A 23406-nucleotide genomic window follows, 5' to 3' on the forward strand; every position below is an offset into this window, starting at 1 on the left:
GCGTCGCTAATTACGCACGAGGTCACCTCATCCTAGGGGGGAAGAGGGGTGGCGTATCCAAGGGGCGTAGAGTAAAGGTAGAAGAATAGGTGACCAGGGCTCGGCATCACCGCTGTAACACCAACCGGAAAGGGCAGCAGGCGAGAATATTTTGTAGTAAAATTACAAGAATTATTGCGTATAATGCCTCACATCAGATAGATTTTAGGTAATCTAACTACATCAGATGACCTAATTATAAACAGGAGCTGAGATGAGCCAGTCACATGCCCCGCTGGGCGATCCCAATCACGCGATCGATCTGGCGCTATTCGGGGCGCTTGGCGACCTTGCCATGCGCAAGCTGTTTCCCGCGCTGTATCATCTTGACCGCGAAGGCTTGATGCCCGAAAGCACGCGGATCATGGGGCTGGCGCGTCAGGAGCATGACACTGCTGCGTTCCGCCAGCTAGTCAGTGGCGCGCTGCAGAAGCGTCTGAAGAAAGAGGAGCAGGACAAGGCGAGTCTGGAGCGCTTTTTAAATCGCTTGGAGTATCTCAAGCTCGACTTCGCTACCGCTGACGGTTATGACGCCATTCGCCAGTGGCGCGAAGGCTCAAAGCGCCCGATGGTGGTGTATCTCTCGGTGGCGGCGCGCATCTACGGCGACATTTGCCGCAACCTCCAGGCCAGTAACAGTCTGGATGACGATACCCGCGTCGTGGTGGAAAAACCGATTGGCTACGACCTGGCCTCTTCCGAAGAGATCAACGATGCCATCGGCGCCGTGTTCCCCGAATCGCGCATCTACCGCATCGACCACTACTTGGGTAAAGAGACGGTTCAGAATCTCATTGCTCTACGCTTTGCCAACCCGCTGTTTGGCACCCAGTGGAATCAGAATCATATTTCCCACGTCGAGATTACCGTCGCCGAAAAAGTCGGTATCGAAGGGCGCTGGGGCTATTTCGATGATGCGGGCCAACTGCGCGATATGGTCCAGAACCATCTTCTACAGCTGCTATGCCTGATCGCCATGGACCCGCCCTCGAACCTGGATGCCGATGCCATTCGCGATGAGAAGGTGAAGGTGCTCAAGGCGCTGAAACCGTTTACCGGTGAATCGCTGGGGCGTGACGTCGTGCGCGGCCAGTACATTGCCGGTACCAGCGACGGCCAAGCCGTGCCGGGCTACCTGGAAGAGGAGGGGGCCAATACCCAGAGCCAGACCGAAACCTTCGTGGCCATGAAAACCGAAGTGTCCAACTGGCGCTGGGCGGGCGTGCCGTTCTACCTGCGTACCGGTAAGCGGATGCCGGAAAAACTCTCGCAAATCGTCATTCACTTTCGTCAGCAGCCTCACTACATCTTCGATCCGGACCAGCGCGGCATCGCCTCCAACAAACTGATCATTCGCCTGCAGCCAGAAGAGGGCATTGCCCTTCAGGTGCTCACCAAGGATAGCGGTCTAGACAAGGGCATGCGCCTGCGCCCTGGCCCACTACATCTGGATTTCAACAGCGCGTTCCCGAAATCGCGTATCCCGGATGCGTACGAGCGCTTGCTATTGGAGGTCATGAAAGGCCAGCAGTATCTGTTCGTCCGCCGGGACGAGGTGGAGCATGCGTGGCGCTGGTGTGATCAGCTCATCGATGGTTGGAAATCACGCGATACCCCACCGCGCCGCTACCCGGCAGGCTCTTGGGGGCCGGTCGCCTCCATTGCCATGATCACCCAGGATGGTCGCAGCTGGTACGAGGATTATTGAGATGAGCAATACACGACAAGCGCTGGCCGAGCAGCTAGCCGAAGCCGTTTATCAAGCCCTGGCGACAGACCTGGAGCACCAGGAGCGTGCGCTGCTGGTGGTATCGGGCGGCTCGACGCCGGTGCCGTTCTTCAAAGCGCTGGCGCAAAAGCCACTGGCGTGGGCGCGGGTGGATATCACCCTGGCCGACGAGCGCTGGGTCGACGAGCAGAGCAGCGATAGCAACGCCAAACTGGTGCGCGACAACCTGCTGCAAGGCCCGGCGGCGGCCGCTAACTTCGTGCCACTTACTAGCAACGATGGTACGCCGGAAGAAGGGGTGGCCGCCGTGGTACAGCAAACCGCGGCTTTGAGCTGGCCTGCCAGCGTGGTGATTTTGGGCATGGGCGGCGATGGTCATACGGCCTCGCTGTTCCCCGATAGCCAAGAGCTGGGGCTGGCGCTCTCTACGGATGAGCCGCTAGTCGCGGTGCGTACGCCCAGCCAGCCGCAGCCGCGCATTACTTTCTCTGCGGACCGCCTGCACCAGGCGAAACGCCACATTCTGCATATCACGGGTGAAGACAAGCGCGCCGTACTGGCCAACGCCATGGGCGGCGACGACGTTCGCACGCTGCCGATTCGCGCGTTTCTATCTTGCCCGCTGGCGATTTACTGGGCGCCCTAATAAACCGCCTTCGCCAATAACAAATTGCTTGGAGACTCACTGATGACCATCGATAAACAGTTACCCTCAACGCGCACCGCCGAGCTGGACAGCATCTGTTTGAAAGCCGAAGTGATCCCGGTGATCACCATCGAGCGCCTGGAAGATGCCGTGCCGCTGGGCCGTGCGCTGGTCGAAGGTGGCCTGACCGTTCTGGAAATTACTCTGCGTACCGACTGCGCCTTAGACGCCATCAAACGCATGAAAGAGGCGCTGCCGGGGGCCAGCATTGGAGTGGGCACCGTACTCACACCTGCCCAGTATCGCCAAGCAGAACAGGTCGGCGCTGATTTCGTCGTTACGCCAGGAGCCACCGAAGCGCTTTACCGCTACGGCGTAGAGAGCCCCGTGCCGATGCTGCCGGGCGTTTCTACCATTTCTGAGCTGATGACTGGCTGGCAATACGGCTACCGCCGATTCAAGTTCTTCCCCGCTGAATCCAGCGGCGGTGCCAAAGCGATCAAAGCATTCGGCGCACCGATCCCGGAAGCACGTTTCTGCCCCACGGGCGGTATCACGGTCGACAACGCCGACTCCTATCTCTCGCTGCCGAACGTGATGTGTGTAGGCGGCTCTTGGCTGACGCCGAAAGCAATGGTCGATGCCGAAGATTGGGACGGCATCCGCGAACTGGCCCGCCAAGCTGCAGAGCGTTTCCACCACTAAACGTTTCCACCACTTATGTAAAACACAGTACCGAGCACTCTCGTCACTTGCCTCACTGATGTCGGGTCGTGTGAGCAAGACGTTTGCCCGAGCATGTCGTCATGCTCGGGCTTTTTTACGTCTACACCTAAAGGGGATACTTCCGTTAGTTAATAGGCGTGATACGCTAACTTAAACGATTAAGTTAACTGGTTAACTCAAGGCTCAAGCATGACGTTAGCGGATTTCGAGCCCCAGCGACCGGCGATGCATTTTGCCCCGCCGATGGGATGGATGAATGACCCCAACGGGCTGGTGTTTTTCGAGGGCGAGTACCATCTGTTTTATCAGCACCACCCGTTCAGCACCGTCTGGGGGCCGATGCACTGGGGGCATGCGGTCAGTCGCGACCTGTGCCACTGGCAGCATTTGCCCATCGCGCTGGCGCCCAACGAAGACGGCACCTGCTTTTCGGGGAGCGCCGTGGTGGATGAGCACGATGTCACTGGGCTGTTCGAGGGCCAGCCGGGGCTCGTGGCGTTTTACACCTGCCATAAGGTGCTCTCCGGTGACCCGGAGGATTACCAGCAGTCCCAGTGCCTGGCGTATAGCCGTGACAAGGGCCGTACCTGGCAGCGCTACGCGGGTAATCCGGTTCTGCCGCCGCCTGGGTTTAAAGACGTCCGCGACCCTAAAGTCGTTTGGCATGGACCTAGCCAGCGCTGGGTAATGGCGCTGGCCTGTGGGCAGGCGATTCACTTCTATACCTCCCACGACCTATTGGCGTGGCAGTTCGCCAGCGCCTTTGGCGAAGGCGAGGGCGCTCACACCCAGCACCCCTGGGAGTGCCCGGACCTGTTCGAGCTGCCGGTGGAAGGTGCTGGACCGAATGAGCCCGCCACCCTCTGGGTGCTGGTGGTGGGCATTGGCGCCACGCCGGATAACCCGTTTGGCTCGTTGACCCAGTACTTCATCGGCGCGTTCGACGGCCAGCGTTTCACCAATGACAACGCTGCCGACGTCGTGCTGATGATGGACGAAGGGCGGGATTTCTACGCGGTGCAGAGCTGGTCGAATACCCCCGGGCGGCAGCTTGCGCTGGCGTGGTTGAACAACTGGCAGTACGCCAACCAGGCTCCCGAAACGGGCTGGCGGGGCACCATGAGCCTGCCGCGAGAGCTGACACTGCGCGCGACTTCCCGTGGGGTGCGGTTACGACAGCGCTTTGCTCGCGAAGCAGGGCAAGTGCTGAGCGCCCCTTGTCATCTATCGCCGCGCTCGCTTCAAACGGCCGGGGAGCACTGCATTGTCGTGCCCGACGGGGAGGTCATTCACGGTCAGCTGACGCTGGTGCTCGAAGCGGGCACGAGGCTGGCGCTGTCGCTGCAGCAGGGGAGTCAGCAGCGGCTGTGGCTGACCGCAAGCGATGCCGAAACGTTACTTCACTACGAGCGGCAGGGACGTATTGGGCAGGCTGCGTTCGACGAACACTTTGCCTGCGACCACGCGGCGGGCAGCGTCGATGGGTTAACGGTGACGGTAACGTGGTGGTGCGATCACGGCACGCTGGAAATGTTGGTCGACGGGGCCACCGAACAGCGCAGCATCACTCAGGTTAGCTTTGTCGATCATCGCCGTCAGCCGGTGACGTTGGACGTCGTCAGCGGGCGGGTGGAAGTGGCGGAAGGGGTCATCCAAAGCGTCGTCGAGTAGCGACCTCGACGACACTGAGAGTTAGCTTGCCGAACTGCGCAGGGCTTCGATATCGGCGTGGGTGGGCAGTGCGGCATACGCGCCGGGGCGGGTGACCGCGTGGGCACCGCAGCGGCAGGCAATGTCCACCGCGCGGGTGAGAAACGCGCTGTCCTGATGCCAGTTCTCACTGATGCCGTAGCGGGAAAGCTCGGCCAGTAAGCCGCCAATGAAGGCATCGCCACCGGCGGTGGTGTCGACGGCCGTCACGCTGGGTGGCGTCACGGTCTGGTCGATACCGATGCCTTTGAGCACGACATCGTTAGGGCCATCGGTGACGACGACCACTTTGACGCCAGCGGCCATGCGCTCGGCTAACCACGCCTCTGGTGGATGGTCGCCACGCAGGTAGTCCAGCTCTTCGAGAGAGACTTTGACCAACTCGGCGCTATCGACCAGCTCGGTGACCAGCCAAGGATCTGCCGCACCCTCTGCCCACAGGTTGTGGCGCAGGTTGGCATCCACGCTTACCAGACAGCCTGCACGCTTGGCCATGGCGGCAATCGCGAGAGTGGTTTCGGCAATGTTGGGGTCGGTCAGGCTGTTGCTGCATAGGTGCACGATGGCGGGCTGCTCGAACACGCCGTGGGGCAGATGCTCCAGGCGGTAGAGCAGGTCCGCTGCTGGCGGGCGGTAGAAGTCGAAGGTGCGTTCGCCGCTGCTATCGCGAGAGACGAAGGCCAGCGCCGTGCGCGCCTCTTGGGTGAGCACGACCCCCTGGGTATCGACGCCGTGGCTTTTCAGCTCACGGATGAGAAAGTGCCCAAAGGTATCGTCACCCACCATCCCCAAAAACTGGCTGGGTACGTTGAGGCGCGCGCAGGCCACCGCGACGTTGGCGGGCGCGCCGCCCGCGTAGGGGGTAAAGGTTTCCGGCCCCGTGTCATCGCCCAGTCGGCTCGAGAGCATGTCGATCAAGGCTTCACCGAAAGCAATCACCGGCGTCATAGGTCGTTCCTTGTCATTATTGGCATTGATGTTGAGTGGGCGTACTAAGCGACGCAGTGGCCGCGGGCGGCCTCCAGCAGTTCATACCAGGCGTCTCTGGGCAGCGTTTCCGGGCCGTTCAGCATATTGGCAATACGCTCCGGTTTCACGCTGCCCACCACCGGTGCCGGGCGGCCGGGCAGGGTGCGCAGCCAGGCCAGCGCCAACGCGCCGGGCGTACCGTTCAGCTCGCCTGCCAAACGGTTCAGCACGCGGCTGACCTCGCCCTGCATCAGTTGGCCGCCCGCCAGCGGCGACCACGCCATGGGCGCCTGGCCATCGGCGTTCAGGTCGTCGAAGCTGCCGTCGAACAGCGGCGCGCTATGGGCAATCGAAAGCTCGATTTGATTGGCGCGTAGCGAGTGGTGCATATGGCGTTGCAGTCGGCGCCACTGACTGGGCAGATGGTTGGAAATCCCCGCCGCGCCGATTTTGCCCGCCTCGATGGCGTCATCCAGCGCACGGCCTGTCGCGGCGGCGTCCATCAGCAGGTCCGGGCGGTGAATCAGAAAGTGATCCAGACGCTCGACACCCAAGCGGCCCAGCGCATCGTCAATGGCGCGGCCAAGGTAGTCCGGGCTGGCATTGTAGTGCTTGACCTTACCGGAGCCTGGAGCCGGATTGTCGTTGGCGATGCTGGCCTTGGTCACCACATTCAGCCGCTTGGCCAGCGCCGGGCGGGCACGCAGGGCTTGGCCAAACAGCATTTCGCAGGCGCCATTGCCGTAGATGTCGGCATGGTCGAACCAGTGTAACCCTTGCTCTAGACGAGCTTCGATCCAGTCGGCCAACTGGCTCGCTTGGTGCATCTCTTGCGCTTCATGCAGGCGCATCATGCCGAGTACAAAAGGCACGTCAAACGTAACGGCAGCCATGGCGTTTTCCATTCGTTAAAAGACTTCTTCGTTATGCAGCGCTTCGGCGGCCCCTAACAGGCCGGTCCATGGATGTGTCACGATCCACACCGGAATATCGGCGTTATACCCGCCCATCCGCCCTTTGTTGACGAAGCTTGCGCGCAGCTCGCACTTAGGCAGCCAGTCCAACAGGCGGGGCAGAATGCCGCCGCACAGATACACGCCGCCTCGGGCACCCATGGTTAGGGTGGCATCGCCGCATACGTCACCGAGAATCTTCAAAAAGCGCAGCAGCGTGGCGGTGGCGATGGCATCGCCCTGGTTGGCCGCCTGGGTCACCTCGGCAGGCGTCTCGCAGCGAGGCGCTTGGCCTTCCAGGGTGCAGTGCGCTTGGTACAGCTCAAGCAGCCCCTGGCCGCACAGAATGCGTTCGACGCTCACCCTCCGGTGGCGCTGCAGGAACACGTCCAGCAGCGCGCGCTCGGTGGGGTCGGTAGGCGCAAACGTCACGTGGCCGCCTTCGGTGGGCAGCGGGATCCAGGCGTGCTGGCCGGGGAACACCCCGGCCACGCCTAGCCCCGTACCTGGGCCGATGACCAAGCGGGTCGAGTGCGACTGGGCTTCCCCAGGCTGCACTTCCACCAGGTTATCTTCCCCTACGTGGGGTACGCCCAGCGCCTGGGCGGTGAAGTCATTGATGACCTTGAACAGCGACAAATTCAGCGCCTGCCGAACGTCGCTTTTCATGAAATCCCAATGGTTGTTGGTCATTTTCACTCGCTCGGCATGTACCGGGCAGGCGAATGCCAGGCAGGCTTCTTTGGGCGCGTTTTCGCCTGTAGCGCCTACCCGAGCGAGGTAGTCTTGAATCGCCTCGATCACGCCGGGGTAATCGGCGCAGGGCAGGTTAAGAATGTCGTGGGGCGTGACCTCGCCCGGCGTGACCAGCGCCAAGCGAGCATTCGTGCCGCCAATGTCCCCGATGAGTGCCGGTCGCATCAGGCGTCCTCTTGAAAAATCTGACCTTCTTGACGAGCGAGATCGTCGGCTTCGAAGCCGCCCAGGGAGCCTGCACCCTCTTCACCGCGCATGGCGAGGTGGCGGAAGCCCGAGAACAGCTCGCGGCCCAGGCCCACATGGTAGTGGTCCAAATTGGCGACAACGAGCTCACGCTCGGCCCAGGTGGCGGCGTCTACCTTGGCTTCCAGCGTACCGGCGTTGGCATCCAGGCGCACCACGTCGCCATCGCGCAGCTTGGCCAGCGGGCCGCCGTCGAGCGCTTCCGGGCTCATGTGGATAGAGGCGGGCACTTTGCCCGAGGCGCCGGACATGCGGCCATCGGTGACGAGGGCTACCTTGAAGCCGCGATCCTGGAGTACGCCCAGGAACGGTGTCAGTTTGTGCAGCTCGGGCATGCCGTTGGCTTTGGGGCCTTGGAAACGCACGACGACGATCACGTCGCGGTCCAGCTCGCCCGACTCGAACGCCGCTTTCATCTCGTTCTGGTCTTCGAAGATCTTCACCGGCGCTTCGACGATGCGGTGCTCCTCGGCAACGGCCGAGACTTTGATGACGCCACGGCCCAGGTTGCCTTTCATCACGGTCAGGCCGCCGGTGGGGGCGAAGGGCGTGGCCACAGGGCGCAGCACTTCTTCGTCCAGGCTCTTCTCCGGGCCTTCGCGCCAGACCACTTTGCCATCTTCCAGGAAGGGCTCTTGGGTGTAAGCGGTCAGGTCGGTGCCAAACACGGTGGGAATGTCACCGTGGAGCAGGCCCGCGCCCAACAGCTCGCGGAACAGGTAGCTCATGCCGCCCGCTGCCTGGAAGTGGTTGATGTCTGCTTGGCCGTTCGGGTACACCTTCATCAGGCTGGGGGTGACCGCTGACAGGTCGGTGAAGTCATCCCAGTTCAGCGTAATGCCTGCCGCGGCCGCCATGGCAATCAGGTGCATGGTATGGTTGGTCGAACCACCGGAGGCCAGCAGGCCGACCACGGCGTTGACGATGGCGCGCTCGTCGATCTGCTTGTAGAACGGGCGGTACTCGCCGCCGGGTTCGGTGTTGCGAATGGCCTGCTCGGTGGCGTAGCGGGTCAGCGCTTCGCGCATCTCGGTGCCTGGGTTGACGAACGAGGTACCCGGCAGGTGCAGGCCCATCACTTCCATCATCAGCTGATTGGAGTTGGCGGTGCCGTAGAAGGTGCAGGTGCCGGGGCTGTGGTAGGAGTCGGACTCCGCTTGCAGCAGCTCTTCGCGGCCTACTTTGCCTTCGGCGTAGAGCTGGCGAATGCGCGCTTTCTCTTTGTTCGGCAAGCCGCTGGGCATCGGGCCTGCGGGGACGAACATGGCGGGCAGGTGACCGAAACGGGCCGCGCCGATAAACAGGCCCGGTACGATTTTATCGCACACGCCGAGGTAAAGCGCGGCATCGAACATGTTGTGGGACAGGCCCACGGCGGTGGCCATGGCAATCACATCGCGGGAGAATAGCGACAGCTCCATGCCCGGCTGGCCTTGGGTCACACCATCGCACATGGCGGGGACGCCGCCGGCAAACTGCGCAGTAGAGCCCATCGCACGGGCAGCCGCTTTGATGGTTTCCGGGAAGGTTTCGAACGGCTGGTGGGCGGAGAGCATATCGTTGTAGGCAGAAATGATCCCTAGGTTGGCGCTGTTCATCAGCTTCAGGGAGTCTTTTTCCTGCACGCTGCAGGCGGCGAAACCGTGGGCGAGGTTGCCACAGGAGAGTTCGGCGCGGTGCACGCCGCGTTTGTGCTGGTCGGCCATGCGGCGCTCGTACAGGGCGCGTCGCTCGGCAGAGCGCTCACGAATGCGTTGGGTCACCTCGGCAACCGTAGGATGGAGTGTAGCGGATGTTGAACCAGGCATAGAGACCTCTGCATGTGTCGAGACGGTGAGTCGAACTTGTAGTTATTTTACATCTTATGGCGTCGATATAAGAGACTTTACGGCAATAAAATCGCTATTTATAGCTTAAGTTGTAGTTTTATTACTCTGATGAGTGACGACCATCACCGTTGAAGATGATGCTTTGATGAATGATGGATAAAAGTGGCTTGCAAGCGCCTGTTTCATGGTTAAAGCGCAAGTATAGCAGCCCTGGTTTTGCTACCATTTTGCGCCACCTGCCTGTGGAGAATTGTGATGGACAACGAGCCGAGCGCTGAACAGCGACTTCAGTCACTTCTGGCGCGCATTCGCGCCGTAGATAACGCCGAGGGTGAGCGTACTCGCGCGTATCTCGACACGCTGACCAAACCTCCCGGCAGTTTAGGCAGGCTCGAAACGCTCGCCATTCAGTTGAGTGCCATTACCGGACAGCGCACTCCGCTCGTCTCTCCGCCTGGTGTTGCCGTGTTTGCCGCCGACCACGGCGTGGCCGACGAGGGCGTCTCGGCGTTTCCCCAGGAAGTGACCGCTCAAATGGTGGCGAATTTCGCCCAGGGAGGCGCGGCCATCAATGTCTTCGCGCGTCAGATAGGCGCTCAGGTCGACGTGGTCGATGTGGGGGTGGCGTCACCGCTTGCCCTGCCCAGCGTGGTCGATGCCAAGGTGCGCGCCGGTACGGCGAACATGGTGCGGGAAGACGCGATGAGCCAGGGAGAAGCCCAGCGCGCCATCGGCGTAGGTGCCGACACGGTAGAGCGCCTGGTGGTGCAGGGGGCGAAAAGCATCATCGTCGGTGAAATGGGCATTGCCAACACCACCGCCAGCAGCGCCATGCTCGCGGCGCTCACCCAGGTGCCGGTGGCGACGGTGGTCGGCGCGGGGACCGGGATAAGCAGCGCCCAGCAGGCGCATAAAGTGTCGGTGATCGAGCAGGCGCTACGCGCCCGCCAAGCCCACGCCGACGATCCGTTAGACGTACTCAGCAAACTCGGCGGGCTGGAGATGGCCGCCATGACGGGCGCCTATTTGGCCGCAGCCGCCCACCGGCTACCCGCCATCGTCGATGGTTTCATCGCCACCGTCGCTGCGTTAACGGCGTGTTGCCTTTGCCCCGAGGCGCGCGGCTATCTCATTTTTGGTCATCGCTCCGAAGAGCCGGGCCATGCCACGGCGCTGGCGGCTCTCGACGCCGAGCCGCTTCTGGCACTGGGTATGCGCTTGGGGGAAGGCAGCGGCGCTGCGCTGGCGTTCCCGCTCATACAGGCCGCTGCCTCGATGCTCAGCGACATGGCCACCTTTGACAAGGCGGGCGTGAGCAGCAGCGGAGTATGAGCCCGCTTAGCAGTTGGCTGTCCGCCTCGGTGGCGCTGGTCGCGCTGGCCATCGTCGTCGATCTCATCGTGGGCGACCCGCGCGTGCTGCCGCATCCGGTGGTGCTCATCGGTCGGGGGATCAGCGCGCTAGAACGGCGCTGGAACCGAGGCAGTGCCCAGCGTCGCCGTGCCATGGGCTTTTTACTGACGGCAGTGAGCGTCCTGGGAACGTTCACTGCCACTTGGCTGGTGTTGGCACTGCTGACTCAGCTTCACCCCTGGCTAGGCCTCGCCGCCGAGCTTTGGCTGCTCGCCACCACGCTGGCCATCAAAGGGCTCGCCGAGGCCGGAAACGCCATTGCCCAACCGCTCGCCCGAGGGGATCTGCCTACCGCTCGTCATGCGCTTTCGATGGTGGTCGGCCGCGATACCGATTCGCTCGATGAAGCCGAGATTACCCGGGGGGCGGTCGAGACCGTTGCCGAGAACACCGTGGATGGCATTACCTCGCCGCTGCTGTTTGCCGTTATCGGCGGCGTGCCCCTGGCGCTGGCGTACAAAGCGATCAACACCCTCGATTCCATGGTGGGCTATCGCAACGCGCGCTACGGGGATTTCGGCTATGCGTCCGCCAAACTCGACGATATCGCCAACTGGCTGCCCGCCCGGCTGACGGCGCTCTGTTTATGGCTGGCGGGCAGCGGCTTGATAGGGCGAGGCGCCACCGTATCAAGTTGGTGGGGGGCGCTGGCCGCCACCTGCCGGGAAGCGCCGCGCCACCCCAGCCCCAACGCCGGGTGGCCGGAAGCGATGGTGGCGAATCTGCTGGGCGTGCAGCTAGGCGGCACGAATATGTATCAGGGCGTGGTCTCCCACCGGGCAACGCTGGGGAGCGGGCAAATACCGCTCTCCGTGGCGCATATTTCCCTGACGTTACGGCTGATGCACGGCGGGTGGCTGCTGTTTTTCGCATTCCTCGTGCTCTTAGCGTTTCTCTGGGGGCTGCAATGACCACGGCTCCCTGGCCCGACCACGGCGGCGACGCAGCGGCGCTGCTCAAACGCTTTAGGTTACCTGCGGATCACTCGTTCGAGGATGTGAGCGCGAACCTCAACCCGCTGGGGCCGCCGCCCTGGGTGGCGGATTGGTTGGTTGAATGTATTAGTGGGTTAAGCCGCTACCCGGAACCCAGCTACCGCGCCGCGCGGCGTGCCATTGCCGAACACGAAGGCGTGGCGCCGGAGCAAGTACTGCTCACCAACGGCGGAGCAGACGCCATTTTTTTGGCCGCTGCCCTTCATGCAGGCCAGCGCGGGCTGATCGTGACGCCAACCTTTGGCGAATATGCCAGAGCCTGTGCCGCGCATCGGTTAGTGGTAACGGAGCATGCCCTAGAGGCCCCCCGTTTCGGCCTACAAACGGCAGCGTTGGACGAGCCTGTCACACAGGCGGATGTGATCTTTCTCTGCCGCCCCAACAATCCCACCGGCACGCTGGTCAACGCCGTGGAGATCGAGCGTATGCTCTCACGTATGCCCGCTACGTCAACACTGGTGGTGGATGAAGCGTTCATCGATCTCGCCCTCGATGCCGAGCCGCTCACGCCGCTGTTGGCGCGCTACCCGCAGCTAATACTGCTGCGTTCCATGACCAAGTTTTACACCCTGCCCGGGCTGCGCCTGGGGTACGTGCTGGCGAGTGCCGAGCACGTTGCCGCTCTGGCACGCCATCAGCCGCCCTGGAGCGTCAATCATCTTGCCGCCGAGCTTGTGGCACCGCTGTTGGCGGATACGGCCTTTGCCCTGCGCACGCGGCAGTGGTTGGCGCGGGAACAGCCGCGTTTGGGCCAAGCGCTGACACACGCGGGGCTAGATGTCGTGCCCAGCCATAGCTGCTTTTATCTGGTGCGGCCGGGACCAGCGTTGTGCCAGCGCGGGCTTTCCAGCGCGCTGCTGCTTGAACGCTTGCTGCATCACGGTATGCTGGCGCGACATACCTACAGCTTTGCAGCGCTCGACGGTAATTGGTTGCGGCTGGCAGTGCGCGATGGTTCGGCAAATGATCGATTGTTAAAGGTGTTACATGATTGTGTTCGTTAGTGGGGGCGCGCGCTCCGGTAAGAGTCACGTTGCTGAACAGTACGTGCTGCAAGCTGCCAACGGTCAACCGTGTTTTTACGTGGCGACCGCTAACGTATACGACGACGAGATGGCTGAGCGGGTCGCCCTCCATCGAGCCGATCGGGATGCCCAGGGTGTGCCTGATTCGTGGGTAACGCTGGAGGCACCGCTGGCCATCGACCAAGCCATCGCTCGAGTGCCCAACGGGCATGCCGCCTTGCTCGATTGTCTCACACTCTGGGCCAGCCAAGTGATGTTCGATGCCGACGACGCGCACGCACCGCTCTCTACCACCGAAGGGTTTTCACTGTTGGTGCGCTGTTTGCAAGATGCCCGGGCGCGACACATTACCCTCGTCGTCGTCTCCAATGATCTCAACGAAGCGCCATTGCCTAACGACACCCATACGCAGCGTTATGTCGAGTTTTTACAAATGCTGCACCGCTGGCTAGCCGTCGAGTCCGATAGCGTGATCGAGGTGGTCGCAGGCCAGGGCATCGAGTGGAAAGCGGGCGCCAATACGTGAACAACGTCCTTTATGGTGGGCTGCTGGCCCTGCAATTTTTGACACGGTTACCCATTCCGGTGGCGTGCCCCTGGACGCCCGCCACCCGCCGTTGGGCCATTCGTGCCTATCCGCTCGTTGGCCTGCTGATCGGCGGTTTGCTCGCGTTGGCCGCGTTACTGTTAGAGCACGCACAAACGCCCACGCCCATCAGTGCGCTGGTACTGCTCAGCGTGTGGGTGGGGCTCACGGGTGGACTACACCTGGATGGCGTGATGGACCTGGCCGATGCGCTGGGCAGCAACCAGCCGTTGCAGCGGCGCTGGGATATCATGAAAGACCCGCAAATCGGCAGCTTCGGCATGCTGGCGCTGCTGTTTTTGCTGGCCTGGAAGGGCGTGCTGCTCTGGGCGCTGCTGCTGTATCACGCGCCGCTGTGGTGGCTTGCGGTAGTACCCGCACTGGGGCGCTGGGCGGGCGTCGCGCTGCTCGTGCTGACCCCATGCGCCCACTCGCGCGGCCTGGCTTGGAGCTGGCAGCAGTCGTTGGGACGCCGCGATGTAGGCGTGGCGCTCCTGCCGCTGATCCCGCTCGCCATGCTCTGGCCGTTAGCCGCGCTGTGGCTGGCAGCGCTGGCGTGTTGGGTAGCGCTGGTGCGCAGAGCACTGCTGCGCTCGTTTAACGGCATCAACGGCGATATGGTCGGCGCCACCATCGAAGGAGGAGAGCTTTGGCTACTGATCTTAATGTGGAGCTGGTGGCAGTTCGTCACGGTATCACCGCCTGGAATCTAGAGCGCCGTTACCAGGGCCAGCGGGATATTCCGCTGCTGTTTCCTGAGGCGGAGGAGGGGCTGTTAGCGTTGCGCGCGGCCCTGGCCGATGAGCGTTTCGACGCCATTTACGCCAGCGACCTAGGCCGCTGCCAAGAAACCCTGGCCTGGTCCCAGGCGGCCAAGCCGGGGGTTCCCGTCTACGCCGAACGGCGCTTACGGGAACTCGATTTTGGCGAGTACGAAGGCAAGGTTTACGATGAATTAAAAGAACTACCGCACTATCGTGCCTGGATCGATAGCGCCGGAGAGCTACAAATTCCCGGTGGCGAATCCTCTGGCCAACTGCGCGAACGGCTGGATGCCTGGCTCGACGATGTTGCGGAACATACTCGGCAACACGGCTATCGAAAAGTGTTGGTAGTGACCCACGGCGGCGTGATTCGTGAATTGCGCCGCCGTTTCGAAACCCTCGATTTTTGGCAGGGAATCGTGCATCAAGCCCAGGGACGGCGCTGGCAGCTCGCGTATCAAGCAGGTGAGGACGGAAAAGGAGAATGGCAATGCAACTGTTCATTGGCGGTGCCAGCGCAGGTAAGCGCGACGCAGTAAAACAACGCTTTCCCGGCGCGGTGTGGTGGCGCCTAGCGCCTGGCCAGCGTCTTCACGAGGTCTCTCACGTCATGTTGCCCAACACGCCACTGGTGTTACATGGCTTATTTGAATGGCTGACCGCGGTGCTGGACTCCGACATCAGCAGCGACGAGTGGCGCGCCCAGTGGCGGGAAGATTTACAGCGCCTCGAGCAAGCCGCCGCTGCAGAGAACGTCGCGCTGGTGATCATTGCCAATGAGTTGGGGCGTGGCCTCGTCCCAGTGGCCCGCCACCAGCGCCGCCTGCGGGATTTGAGCGGCTGGTTCACCCAGGACGCCGCCGCTCACGCCGAGCAGGTGTGGTACGTGCGCCACGGCTTGGTACAAGCGCTGAAAGGCGCGTCAGCAAATTGACCACCCCCTAACAAGTTGCTAGTTTACGCACACTCTCAGGTGCTGGTGGCGTAACCGCCATCAGTTAAACGGGAAGTTGGTGAACATGGTCATGTCATGGCTGTGTCAATCCAACGCTGCCCCCGCAACGGTGATCGAGACAAGAACGGCTAGAGACGCCACTGTGCCTTGGCATGGGAAGGTGGTCGTTCGGAAAAGGGTCGGCGCTTAGGTAAAGCGCCCCTCTTTCGCTCGTCAGCCCGGAGACCGGCCTAAGAGTGATGGCTTGAAGAAAGCCACGGATTACCGGCATGCGGAGGGCATGTACAGGGTGACGTTACGTGGCGCTCTGCCACGGATTTCCCTTGTGTGCCCCTGCCCGGTCACTAAAAAATACGCTGTGCGGGTGAGCACAGCGAGCAAGGGACCCACCATGTTCAATCGTTTTCATACCCCCGCAACGCTTGCGGCGTTTACCATGGCCGCGCTACCGCTGGCCGTTCAGGCGCAAAGCGCATCGGCCACCGCGACGGCCTCCAACACGCTGAATCCCGTCGTGGTCACGGCCGCACTCGCTCCGCGCACCGCTAATGAAAGCCTCTCGTCGGTCACGGTAATCGACGAGGCCGCGCTGCGCCGCCAAGACCCCGTCAGTATCACCGACCTGCTGCGTGGCCAGCCGGGCGTGGACGTTTCCAGTAACGGTAGCTTCGGCAAGAATAGCAGCGTCTTCATTCGCGGCACGGGCAGCGCGCAGAATGTCCTGATGATCGATGGTATCCGTTTGCGCTCGGCTACCAGCGGCGGGGCCGCTTGGCAATATTTGGAGCCACGCATGTTCGAGCGTGCCGAAATCGTGCGCGGTCCTCGCGGCAGCCTTTACGGGGCCGACGCCATGGGCGGCGTCATACAGTTGTTTACCCCACAGGGTGAAGACGAAGGCCCGCAGCCGCGTATTTCCGTAGGCGGCGGCTCGTTCAACACCCAGCGGCTGAGCGCAGGCGTCAGCGGTAAAGAGGGCGGCACGCGTTACAGCTTTTCTGGCAGCCACTTCAATACCGACGGCCAGCCAGTGCGTCGTAATGGCGACGACAAAGGCTACGACAACACCTCCGCGCTGGCGCGCGTGTCGCACACCTTCGCGAACGGTGCCGAAGCAGGCGTATTGGCGCTGCGTGCCCGTGGGCATAACGAGTATGATGGCGGGGAAAATGACTTCGTTCAGCAGGTCGCGGGCGTGTATGGCGAGCTGCCGATTACCGACAGCTGGCGCAGCCGCTTGACGCTCAGCGAATCGCGGGACGAAAGCGATAACGTCGCTGATTTTGGCGATACCTCGTTCAATACCAAAATACGCACGGCGCGCTGGGAGAACACCGTGACCGTGGGCGCCCACGAAGTGGTCGCCGGGGCCGAGTACAGCGAAGACCGGGTAGACAGTACCACCGCCTACGACGAAACCAGTCGCAGCAACGCGGCCATCTTCACCCAGGCGCTGCTGGATTTCTCTCCCTTCACGCTTCAAGGCAGCCTTCGCTTTGATGACAACGAGTCCTACGGCGACGAGGTGACGGGCAGCGTCGGGATCGGGTATGACGTGGATGGCCACCACACGCTGCGCGCCAACTACGGCACGGCGTTCAACGCACCAACCTACAACCAGCTTTATTTCCCTGGTTTTGGTAACCCGGACTTGGCGTCGGAAACCTCCGAGTCGATCGAAGTCGGCGTGCGTGGCCAGTATGCCCGCTGGTTCTGGGATGCGGCGCTTTACCAAACCGATATCGACAACTTGATTGCGGGCCAAGGGTTACAGTTCAACGTGCCGGAAACGCGCATTCGTGGAGCAGAGCTTAGCGCGGGTGTCGACGTGAACGAGTGGACGCTGGCCGCCGCGCTGACCTACACCGACCCCGAAAACCGCTTGACCGGCAAACGCCTGCAAAACCGTGCCTCGCAAAGCTTGCGCCTGGACGTCGACCGCGAGCTGGGTGATTGGTCCCTGGGCGGCTCTTGGGTCGCGCAAAACCATCGCTACCGTGATGCGGCCAACGAAGATCGCCTGAGCGGGTACGGTTTGGTGAACCTGCGTGCAGGCTGGCAGTTTGCGCCGCTGTGGAGCGCTCGGGTAACGTTAGAGAACGTGCTGGATCAAGACTATGTCACCACGCGCTCGTTTGACGGTGCCGACTACATCAACGCGGGCCGAGCAGGATTCTTGAGTGTTCACTTTGGCCAATAAATTCATGCAGTTCGGCGGCGCCTTGGGCGCCGCTTTCCTATGGCTGGGTAGCGGCATTGCCACCCCGCTTCATGCCGACAACCCCAGCCGCTGCGCGGTCGATGACCGTGGTCGGGAAGTGTGCTTACATGCCTCGGCCAACCGCATCGCCACGCTTTCACCCGGTGCCACGGAACTGACCTACGCCGCTGGCGCTGGGGATCAGGTGGTGGCCGTGGTGAGTTATAGCGACTACCCGCCGGAAGCAAAGGACGTGGCCTCGGTGGGTAGCCACACCCGAATCGATTTGGAAGCCCTGGTAGGGCTTGCCCCGGATTTAGTCATCGGCTGGGTAACGGGGAACCCCGCCGAGCAAATGGATACCCTCGAAGCGCTGGGCATGCCGGTATTTTATATCGAGCCGCGCAGCGTCGAGGCGGTGGCTGACACCATCGAGCGGCTTGCCCGCCTGGCCGGTACCGAACCGGTAGGCAAACAGGCGGCCAATGAGTTCAGAGAGGGCATGGCCGCGCTTACCGCCCGCTATAGCGAGCGTGACCCTGTGGCGACGTTTTATCAGGTGTGGGACGAGCCGTTGATGAGCGTCAATGACGACCACCTGATTGGGCAAGTGGTGCAATTGTGCGGCGGCGAAAACGTCTTTGGCGATCAGCACCGATTAGTACCGCGTTTAGACGATGAAGCCGTGCTTGCGGCCAACCCCGACGCCATCATTGCCGGAGGCATGGGGGAGGAGAACCGCGACTGGCTCACCCACTGGGAGCAGTACCCCAACCTTGCCGCCGTGGACGCCGGTAACCTCTATTTCGTGCCGCCTTCCTTAATTCAGCGGCCCACGCCGCGCCTGCTGGAAGGCGCACAGATTCTGTGTGAAAAGCTCGAACACACCCGCCAAAAGCGCAGGGGGTCTTGATGGTAATGCGCCTGTGGCAACCCCTTGGCCTGCTGGCGCTGATCGCCGTGGCCGCCATGCTGTTTTCTCTGGCGGTGGGTAGCGCGCAGCTTTCGGCAGCGCAGCTCTGGGCGGTGGTGCAGGGCCAGGGCGATGCGCTGGCGCGCACCATGGTGATCGAGCTTCGCTTGCCACGGGCGCTTTCCGCCTTTGCGGTGGGCGGGCTGTTGGCGGTGGCCGGTGCGCTAATGCAGGTGCTGCTGCGTAACCCGCTGGCCGACCCCTACGTGCTGGGGCTATCCGGCGGGGCATCCATCGGTGCGCTGGCGGCCATGCTGGTCGGGATGGGCGGTGTGATTATTTCGGGTTCGGCGTTTTTAGGCGCGCTGTTCTCCACGTTTTTAGTATTTGGCCTAGCCCACGGTAGCGGCGGCTGGACGCCTTCAAGGCTGTTGCTCACTGGCGTGGTCGTGGCCGCGGGGTGGGGCGCGGTGATTACCCTGATGCTCGCGCTAAGCCCCGCCGAGCGGCTGCCGGGCATGCTCTACTGGCTGATGGGGGATTTATCCTACGCCCGCACGCCGTGGCCGCCGCTGCTGCTATTAATCGCCACCTGTGTATTGCTGATACCGCTGGGGCGAAGCCTTAACGTGCTGGCCCGTGGCCCCCAGCAGGCCGCCGCTCTGGGCGTGGATGTTCGCCCGCTGGAGTGGGGCATTTACATTGCCGCCAGCCTGTTGACCGCCGCCGCCGTGACCACCGCAGGCAGCATTGGGTTTGTAGGGCTGGTAGTGCCCCATATGCTGCGCCTGCTGCTCGGCAACGACCAGCGCTTGATTCTACCCGCCTGCGCGTTGGCAGGCGGCACGCTGCTAGTACTGGCCGATACCCTAGCGCGGACGATGATTGCCCCCGAGCAGCTCCCCGTCGGGGTGATCACCGCGCTGCTGGGCGTGCCCACCTTCCTCTTTTTGCTCTACCGGAGCCGCTGATGACCCGCTTGGCGACCCAAGACCTGATCATCAACGTGCCGGGGCGCAGTGCAGGCACGGCGCTGAATCTCACCATCGAGCCAGGGCAGGTGTGGGGCGTGCTTGGCCCCAACGGGGCGGGTAAAACCACGCTGTTGCATACGCTGGCGGGGCTGAACGCCCCCCGGTCCGGTCAGGTGCTGGTCGGCGACAAACCGCTTGGCCAACTGCGCAGGCGGCAAGTGGCCCAGCATTTAGGGCTAGTGTTTCAAGAGCGGCTAGACGGCTTTCCCGCCACGGTGCTGGAGACCGCGCTGATAGGCCGCCACCCCTACCTTTCCCTGTGGCAGATGGAAGGGGCCGACGACTACGCCCGCGCCGAGGCCGCCCTGGAAGCGCTGGATGTTGCTCATCTTCGCCACCGCTTGGTCAGCACGCTTTCCGGAGGTGAACGCCAGCGGGTAGCCATGGCGACGGTGCTCACCCAAGCGCCCAACATCTGGCTGGCGGACGAACCCACCAACCACCTGGATTTACACCACCAAAGCGCGGTGATGGCACTAATGGCCGAGCAGGCCGCCCAGGGCAGCGCGGTGATGATGTGCCTGCACGATTTGAATTTAGCCGCCCGCTGGTGCGACCACATTCTGCTGCTTTACCCCAGCGGTGAAGCTTGCTGGGGCCCACGAGACACCATGCTGGTGCCCAGCGCCCTAGAACGGCTCTACCAACAACGGCTGGCCACGGTAGATGTGGATGGTGCGCCGGTGTTTGTGCCCATCCAGGCACCCCTTACCGACCATGAGTGATTTAAGGAAGAGACATGTTGCAAGGTAAAGCAAACGCAGCGCTCATCAGCGCCCCCGGTTCGGGCCAGGGCAAATCCATGGTCACGGCGGCGCTGGCGCGGCTGCACCGTAATGCCGGGCGCACCGTGCGGGTCTTCAAGCACGGCCCCGACTACCTAGACCCCATGGTGCAAGAAGTCGCTTCCAGTCAGCCGGTGTATCAGCTTCACCCCTGGATGACCGGAGAGCATGAGTGCCGCTGGCGCTTAGCCAAAGCCGCCCAAGAAGCCGACGTGATTTTGGTGGAAGGCTCCATGGGGCTATTCGATGGCTCGCCCTCCAGTGCGGACTTAGCCATTCTTGCGGGCATCCCCGCGCTGCCGGTGATCGATGCCTGGGGCATGGCGCAAACCTTTGGCGCGGTGGCCCAAGGCCTGGCCAACTACCACCCCGACCTCGCCATTCACGAAGTGATCGCCAACCGCATCGGCAGCCCCGGCCACGGCAAGCTGCTGAATGAGAGCATGCCGGAAGGCATTGCGCTGCTGGGCGCAATTCCCCGTCAGGACGCGATGAAAATCCCCGACCGCCACTTGGGCCTGGTGCAAGCCAGTGAGCTCAGCGGCCTGGATGCCCAGCTAGACGCCGCCGCCAAGGTGTTAGAAGAAGCTGGGCTAGGTCGTCTGCCTAAAGAGGTATCGCTAAGTGCTGACGCCCCCACGCCTGCACTGGACTATTTGCGCGGCGTGCGTATCGCCATCGCCAAAGACGACGCCTTCGCATTTATCTACCGCGCAAATCTCGATGTATTAGAAGAGATGGGCGCGACGCTGCACTTCTTCTCACCGCTCAACGATTCCGCACTGCCCGAATGCGACGCGCTCTGGCTGCCCGGCGGCTACCCAGAACTGCACGCCGCCCGCTTCAGCGCCAACCAGCCCATGCGCGAGGCGATCAGCGCTCACCACCGAGCAGGCAAACCCATTTTGGCAGAGTGCGGCGGGCTCATGAGCTGTGTAGAGCAATTAATCGATGGCGAAGGCAGCGCCCACGCCATGCTAGGGCTGCTGCCCGGCACCGCCAAAATGGCCGGTAAGCTGACAGCGCTAGGCCTACAAAGCCTACACAGCCAACGCGGCGAACTACGCGGCCACACCTACCACCACTCGCTGCTGGAAACCGCCATGCAGCCGTTGGCCCGCACCCGCAAATTGGCCGGTAGCGAAGCCGAACCTATCTACCGTGATGGCGCGCTGGTAGCCAGCTACTTCCATGGCTACTTCCCCTCAGCGCCCAGGCTGGTGGCGGATATTTTCACCGGCCAACCAATTCACCTCGCGGAGTAACGGGCAGGGGAGCGCGCAGCTATTAGCCGAAAAATATGGAAGGTTTTTCCATAAAGCAGCAGTGGGCTATCATAGAGCGGCGAGACACTCCCCAACCCTAAAGGAGCTACCATGAGCTTTTACGTCTACCTTTCCGGCGAGATTCACACCGACTGGCGTGAAGAGATTCAGCGCGGCGCAGAAGCGGCGGGCCTGGACGTCGTCTTCACCGCCCCGGTGACCGACCACGACGCCTCTGATGCCGCAGGCGACCATCTGGGCAAACCGGACAACGGCTTCTGGCGCGACCACCAGTCTTCCAAAGTGAACGCCATCCGCACCCGCACGATGATTGAGCAGGCAGATTTAGTGGTGGTGCGCTTTGGCGACAAGTACAAACAGTGGAACGCCGCCTTTGACGCAGGCTACTGCGCGGCACTCGCCAAGCCCTACATCACGCTGCACAGCGAAGACATTGTTCACCCGCTGAAAGAAGTCGACGCCCAAGCGCAAGCCTGGTGCACCACCACCGATCAGGTCGTGGAAACTCTGCGCTACGTGCTGAAAGCATAAAACTTAGATCGTAAAAGATAGAACACCCCAAGGAGACCCCATGCGCGACAATGCCAAAACCCCGGAACGCCATGCCCAGCGCATGGCGGCCAAGCAAAAAATCATGAACGAGCGCATCGCCCGCGCCGATAAAGAGCAGGGCATCTTGCTGGTACTCACCGGCCCCGGCAAGGGCAAAAGCAGCTCCGGTTTTGGCATGCTCGCCCGCGCTCTGGGCCACGGCATGAAGGTTGGCGTGGTGCAGTTCATCAAGGGCGCGTTTAGTACCGGCGAAGAAGCCTTCTTCCGCAACCTGCCCAACGTGGACTACCACGTGATGGGCGAAGGCTACACCTGGGACACCCAAGACCGCGAACGCGATGTCGCCGCCGCCAACGCCGCCTGGGAACAAGCCAAGCGCATGCTCCAAGACGACAGCTACCACATGGTACTGCTCGACGAACTCAACATCGCCCTGCGCTACGAGTACCTCGACTTGGACCAGGTCCTCGACGACCTGCAAGCCCGCCCCCCCATGCAACACGCCATCGTCACTGGCCGCTACGCCCCCCAACCCCTCATCGACCTCGCCGACACCGTCACCGAAATGAAAGTCGTCAAACACGCCTTCAAAGACCAAGGCATAAAAGCCCAGAAAGGGATTGAGCTTTAAGGGGCAGGGGAGAAGCGTAAGTGGGGAATGGTGAGGGGCAGATAATCGCACCCTCATTATTCTGCGCTATGGCTGATAGCGGCCTGAAGTTGTAGGAGGGAGCTTCTGCTCGCGATGATATAAAGCCACATAGCCCAACCCTCCGTAGCGCGGCGTAACGACTGAGCGAGAGTAACGAGCGAAGAAGGCACCCGCGAAGTCGGCGCTAGCCGCCATCCACCACGCTATAAGCAACCACCCACCTCAAGTGCCGAACTCACTAAACTATCCACCCCTTAACCCAACATAATTCCCCAAAATTCTGCGTGACCTAAGCCAAATTTATGAATAGAGTATGATTAAATCGTAAAAAGCAGCAGGCACGCGAATTTTGGTTATGCTGCCATATGCCCGAAATAGCTGAATTTGAAACAGTGATTTAGGATAGTTGAGGTGGCCATATAACATCAATAAACGTGCTGGTGCGTTCAGTTGTGTTATGTAGAAGGCTGTATAATCACTGTTAAGGGCAGAAGGAGAGTCGAGTGCGGGATGAGGACGTAGAGTATTTCTCGCAGTTCCTCGGTGAATTTCAAGGGGAGACCGATCGGGGCGCGGCCTTGGTCGGCGCGGCTTTGATCGATGAGCGGTTACACAGACTTTTAGAGTCGCATTTTGTTGCGTG

At 61.9% G+C, this 23406-nt stretch carries 22 protein-coding genes and 1 riboswitch; of the genes, 18 read left to right on the forward strand and 4 right to left on the reverse strand.

Annotated elements, in window-relative coordinates:
* The first annotated feature begins 253 nt into the window (after positions 1-253).
* From zwf to MHM37_RS11505, 4 genes are all read left to right on the forward strand, one after another.
* Positions 254-1747 (forward strand): glucose-6-phosphate dehydrogenase, encoded by a 1494-nt coding sequence (gene zwf, locus MHM37_RS11490; protein WP_139528205.1) that lies wholly within the window; start codon positions 254-256, stop codon positions 1745-1747.
* 1 nt (position 1748) lies between these two features.
* Positions 1749-2414 (forward strand): 6-phosphogluconolactonase, encoded by a 666-nt coding sequence (pgl, locus tag MHM37_RS11495; protein ID WP_239296726.1) that lies wholly within the window; start codon positions 1749-1751, stop codon positions 2412-2414.
* Between the two features lie 42 nt (positions 2415-2456).
* Positions 2457-3119, forward strand: coding sequence for a bifunctional 4-hydroxy-2-oxoglutarate aldolase/2-dehydro-3-deoxy-phosphogluconate aldolase (locus tag MHM37_RS11500; protein ID WP_139528203.1), 663 nt, complete (start codon positions 2457-2459; stop codon positions 3117-3119).
* Between the two features lie 210 nt (positions 3120-3329).
* Positions 3330-4811, forward strand: a complete 1482-nt coding sequence (locus MHM37_RS11505; protein ID WP_239296728.1) for a glycoside hydrolase family 32 protein — start codon at positions 3330-3332, stop codon at positions 4809-4811.
* A gap of 21 nt (positions 4812-4832) precedes the next feature.
* Here the strand turns inward: MHM37_RS11505 and MHM37_RS11510 are convergent, their stop codons facing one another.
* Genes MHM37_RS11510 through edd form a run of 4 tightly spaced genes read right to left on the reverse strand, consistent with a single transcriptional unit; the run spans position 4833 to position 9582 of the window.
* Positions 4833-5798 (reverse strand): carbohydrate kinase, encoded by a 966-nt coding sequence (locus MHM37_RS11510; protein WP_239296730.1) that lies wholly within the window; start codon positions 5796-5798, stop codon positions 4833-4835.
* 44 nt (positions 5799-5842) lie between these two features.
* Positions 5843-6712 (reverse strand): aldo/keto reductase, encoded by an 870-nt coding sequence (locus MHM37_RS11515; RefSeq protein ID WP_239296732.1) that lies wholly within the window; start codon positions 6710-6712, stop codon positions 5843-5845.
* Positions 6713-6727: 15 nt separating this feature from the next.
* Complete coding sequence (gene glk, locus MHM37_RS11520; protein ID WP_239286010.1) at positions 6728-7693, reverse strand: glucokinase; 966 nt, start codon at positions 7691-7693, stop codon at positions 6728-6730.
* The gene (edd, locus tag MHM37_RS11525; protein WP_139528198.1) at positions 7693-9582 is read right to left on the reverse strand and encodes a phosphogluconate dehydratase; all 1890 of its coding nucleotides are present in this window, start codon (positions 9580-9582) and stop codon (positions 7693-7695) included. The genes glk and edd overlap by 1 nt, the downstream gene beginning before the upstream one ends.
* 276 nt (positions 9583-9858) lie before the next feature.
* Here edd and cobT point away from each other — a divergent pair, with 276 nt between their 5' ends.
* The 14 genes from cobT to cobO all read left to right on the forward strand — a co-directional run bounded on the left by cobT (position 9859) and on the right by cobO (position 22742).
* On the forward strand, positions 9859-10935 hold the full coding sequence (gene cobT / locus MHM37_RS11530) for a nicotinate-nucleotide--dimethylbenzimidazole phosphoribosyltransferase (protein ID WP_239296734.1): 1077 nt from the start codon (positions 9859-9861) through the stop codon (positions 10933-10935).
* Positions 10932-11927, forward strand: a complete 996-nt coding sequence (cbiB, locus tag MHM37_RS11535; RefSeq protein ID WP_239296735.1) for an adenosylcobinamide-phosphate synthase CbiB — start codon at positions 10932-10934, stop codon at positions 11925-11927. Before cobT ends, cbiB begins: the two co-directional genes overlap by 4 nt.
* Positions 11924-13015, forward strand: coding sequence for a threonine-phosphate decarboxylase CobD (gene cobD / locus MHM37_RS11540; protein WP_239296736.1), 1092 nt, complete (start codon positions 11924-11926; stop codon positions 13013-13015). The genes cbiB and cobD overlap by 4 nt, the downstream gene beginning before the upstream one ends.
* Positions 12999-13562 carry a bifunctional adenosylcobinamide kinase/adenosylcobinamide-phosphate guanylyltransferase gene (locus MHM37_RS11545; protein WP_139528194.1) on the forward strand — a complete coding sequence of 188 codons (564 nt, stop codon included), beginning with the start codon at positions 12999-13001 and terminating at the stop codon, positions 13560-13562. The genes cobD and MHM37_RS11545 overlap by 17 nt, the downstream gene beginning before the upstream one ends.
* Positions 13559-14335 carry an adenosylcobinamide-GDP ribazoletransferase gene (gene cobS, locus MHM37_RS11550; protein WP_139528193.1) on the forward strand — a complete coding sequence of 259 codons (777 nt, stop codon included), beginning with the start codon at positions 13559-13561 and terminating at the stop codon, positions 14333-14335. Before MHM37_RS11545 ends, cobS begins: the two co-directional genes overlap by 4 nt.
* Positions 14272-14925: a histidine phosphatase family protein gene (locus MHM37_RS11555; RefSeq protein ID WP_139528192.1), complete on the forward strand. Its 654-nt coding sequence runs from the start codon at positions 14272-14274 to the stop codon at positions 14923-14925. Before cobS ends, MHM37_RS11555 begins: the two co-directional genes overlap by 64 nt.
* Positions 14877-15320, forward strand: a complete 444-nt coding sequence (locus MHM37_RS11560) for a bifunctional adenosylcobinamide kinase/adenosylcobinamide-phosphate guanylyltransferase (protein WP_139528191.1) — start codon at positions 14877-14879, stop codon at positions 15318-15320. Before MHM37_RS11555 ends, MHM37_RS11560 begins: the two co-directional genes overlap by 49 nt.
* Before the next feature lie 20 nt (positions 15321-15340).
* Positions 15341-15590: riboswitch (cobalamin riboswitch) on the forward strand.
* 142 nt (positions 15591-15732) lie between these two features.
* Complete coding sequence (locus tag MHM37_RS11565) at positions 15733-17541, forward strand: TonB-dependent receptor (protein ID WP_239296737.1); 1809 nt, start codon at positions 15733-15735, stop codon at positions 17539-17541.
* A gap of 4 nt (positions 17542-17545) precedes the next feature.
* Complete coding sequence (locus MHM37_RS11570; protein ID WP_139528227.1) at positions 17546-18454, forward strand: cobalamin-binding protein; 909 nt, start codon at positions 17546-17548, stop codon at positions 18452-18454.
* Positions 18454-19425 (forward strand): iron ABC transporter permease, encoded by a 972-nt coding sequence (locus MHM37_RS11575; protein ID WP_239296738.1) that lies wholly within the window; start codon positions 18454-18456, stop codon positions 19423-19425. Before MHM37_RS11570 ends, MHM37_RS11575 begins: the two co-directional genes overlap by 1 nt.
* Entirely contained in the window at positions 19425-20213 is a 789-nt protein-coding gene (locus tag MHM37_RS11580; RefSeq protein WP_239296739.1) for an ABC transporter ATP-binding protein, read from the forward strand. The genes MHM37_RS11575 and MHM37_RS11580 overlap by 1 nt, the downstream gene beginning before the upstream one ends.
* A 14-nt stretch (positions 20214-20227) precedes the next feature.
* Positions 20228-21538 carry a cobyrinate a,c-diamide synthase gene (locus MHM37_RS11585; protein WP_239296740.1) on the forward strand — a complete coding sequence of 437 codons (1311 nt, stop codon included), beginning with the start codon at positions 20228-20230 and terminating at the stop codon, positions 21536-21538.
* Positions 21539-21649: 111 nt separating this feature from the next.
* Entirely contained in the window at positions 21650-22090 is a 441-nt protein-coding gene (locus MHM37_RS11590; protein ID WP_239285986.1) for a YtoQ family protein, read from the forward strand.
* 40 nt (positions 22091-22130) lie between these two features.
* A complete protein-coding gene (gene cobO, locus MHM37_RS11595; RefSeq protein ID WP_239285984.1) occupies positions 22131-22742 on the forward strand; it encodes a cob(I)yrinic acid a,c-diamide adenosyltransferase in 612 nt (203 codons plus the stop codon).
* The last annotated feature ends 664 nt before the right edge of the window (positions 22743-23406 follow it).

The organism is Halomonas sp. MMH1-48, from assembly GCF_022348105.1.
GTDB classification, from domain to species: domain Bacteria; phylum Pseudomonadota; class Gammaproteobacteria; order Pseudomonadales; family Halomonadaceae; genus Vreelandella; species Vreelandella piezotolerans.

Excerpts from the sequence above, each read along its gene's own strand:
- zwf (WP_139528205.1), top strand. The coding sequence starts at position 254 with ATGAGCCAGTCACATGCCCCGCTGGGCGATCCCAATCACGCGATCGAT.
- pgl (WP_239296726.1), top strand. The coding sequence starts at position 1,749 with ATGAGCAATACACGACAAGCGCTGGCCGAGCAGCTAGCCGAAGCCGTT.
- MHM37_RS11500 (WP_139528203.1), top strand. The coding sequence starts at position 2,457 with ATGACCATCGATAAACAGTTACCCTCAACGCGCACCGCCGAGCTGGAC.
- MHM37_RS11505 (WP_239296728.1), top strand. The coding sequence starts at position 3,330 with ATGACGTTAGCGGATTTCGAGCCCCAGCGACCGGCGATGCATTTTGCC.
- MHM37_RS11510 (WP_239296730.1), bottom strand. The coding sequence starts at position 5,798 with ATGACGCCGGTGATTGCTTTCGGTGAAGCCTTGATCGACATGCTCTCG.
- MHM37_RS11515 (WP_239296732.1), bottom strand. The coding sequence starts at position 6,712 with ATGGCTGCCGTTACGTTTGACGTGCCTTTTGTACTCGGCATGATGCGC.
- glk (WP_239286010.1), bottom strand. The coding sequence starts at position 7,693 with ATGCGACCGGCACTCATCGGGGACATTGGCGGCACGAATGCTCGCTTG.
- edd (WP_139528198.1), bottom strand. The coding sequence starts at position 9,582 with ATGCCTGGTTCAACATCCGCTACACTCCATCCTACGGTTGCCGAGGTG.
- cobT (WP_239296734.1), top strand. The coding sequence starts at position 9,859 with ATGGACAACGAGCCGAGCGCTGAACAGCGACTTCAGTCACTTCTGGCG.
- cbiB (WP_239296735.1), top strand. The coding sequence starts at position 10,932 with ATGAGCCCGCTTAGCAGTTGGCTGTCCGCCTCGGTGGCGCTGGTCGCG.
- cobD (WP_239296736.1), top strand. The coding sequence starts at position 11,924 with ATGACCACGGCTCCCTGGCCCGACCACGGCGGCGACGCAGCGGCGCTG.
- MHM37_RS11545 (WP_139528194.1), top strand. The coding sequence starts at position 12,999 with ATGATTGTGTTCGTTAGTGGGGGCGCGCGCTCCGGTAAGAGTCACGTT.
- MHM37_RS11560 (WP_139528191.1), top strand. The coding sequence starts at position 14,877 with ATGCAACTGTTCATTGGCGGTGCCAGCGCAGGTAAGCGCGACGCAGTA.
- MHM37_RS11565 (WP_239296737.1), top strand. The coding sequence starts at position 15,733 with ATGTTCAATCGTTTTCATACCCCCGCAACGCTTGCGGCGTTTACCATG.
- MHM37_RS11570 (WP_139528227.1), top strand. The coding sequence starts at position 17,546 with ATGCAGTTCGGCGGCGCCTTGGGCGCCGCTTTCCTATGGCTGGGTAGC.
- MHM37_RS11575 (WP_239296738.1), top strand. The coding sequence starts at position 18,454 with ATGGTAATGCGCCTGTGGCAACCCCTTGGCCTGCTGGCGCTGATCGCC.
- MHM37_RS11580 (WP_239296739.1), top strand. The coding sequence starts at position 19,425 with ATGACCCGCTTGGCGACCCAAGACCTGATCATCAACGTGCCGGGGCGC.
- MHM37_RS11585 (WP_239296740.1), top strand. The coding sequence starts at position 20,228 with ATGTTGCAAGGTAAAGCAAACGCAGCGCTCATCAGCGCCCCCGGTTCG.
- MHM37_RS11590 (WP_239285986.1), top strand. The coding sequence starts at position 21,650 with ATGAGCTTTTACGTCTACCTTTCCGGCGAGATTCACACCGACTGGCGT.
- cobO (WP_239285984.1), top strand. The coding sequence starts at position 22,131 with ATGCGCGACAATGCCAAAACCCCGGAACGCCATGCCCAGCGCATGGCG.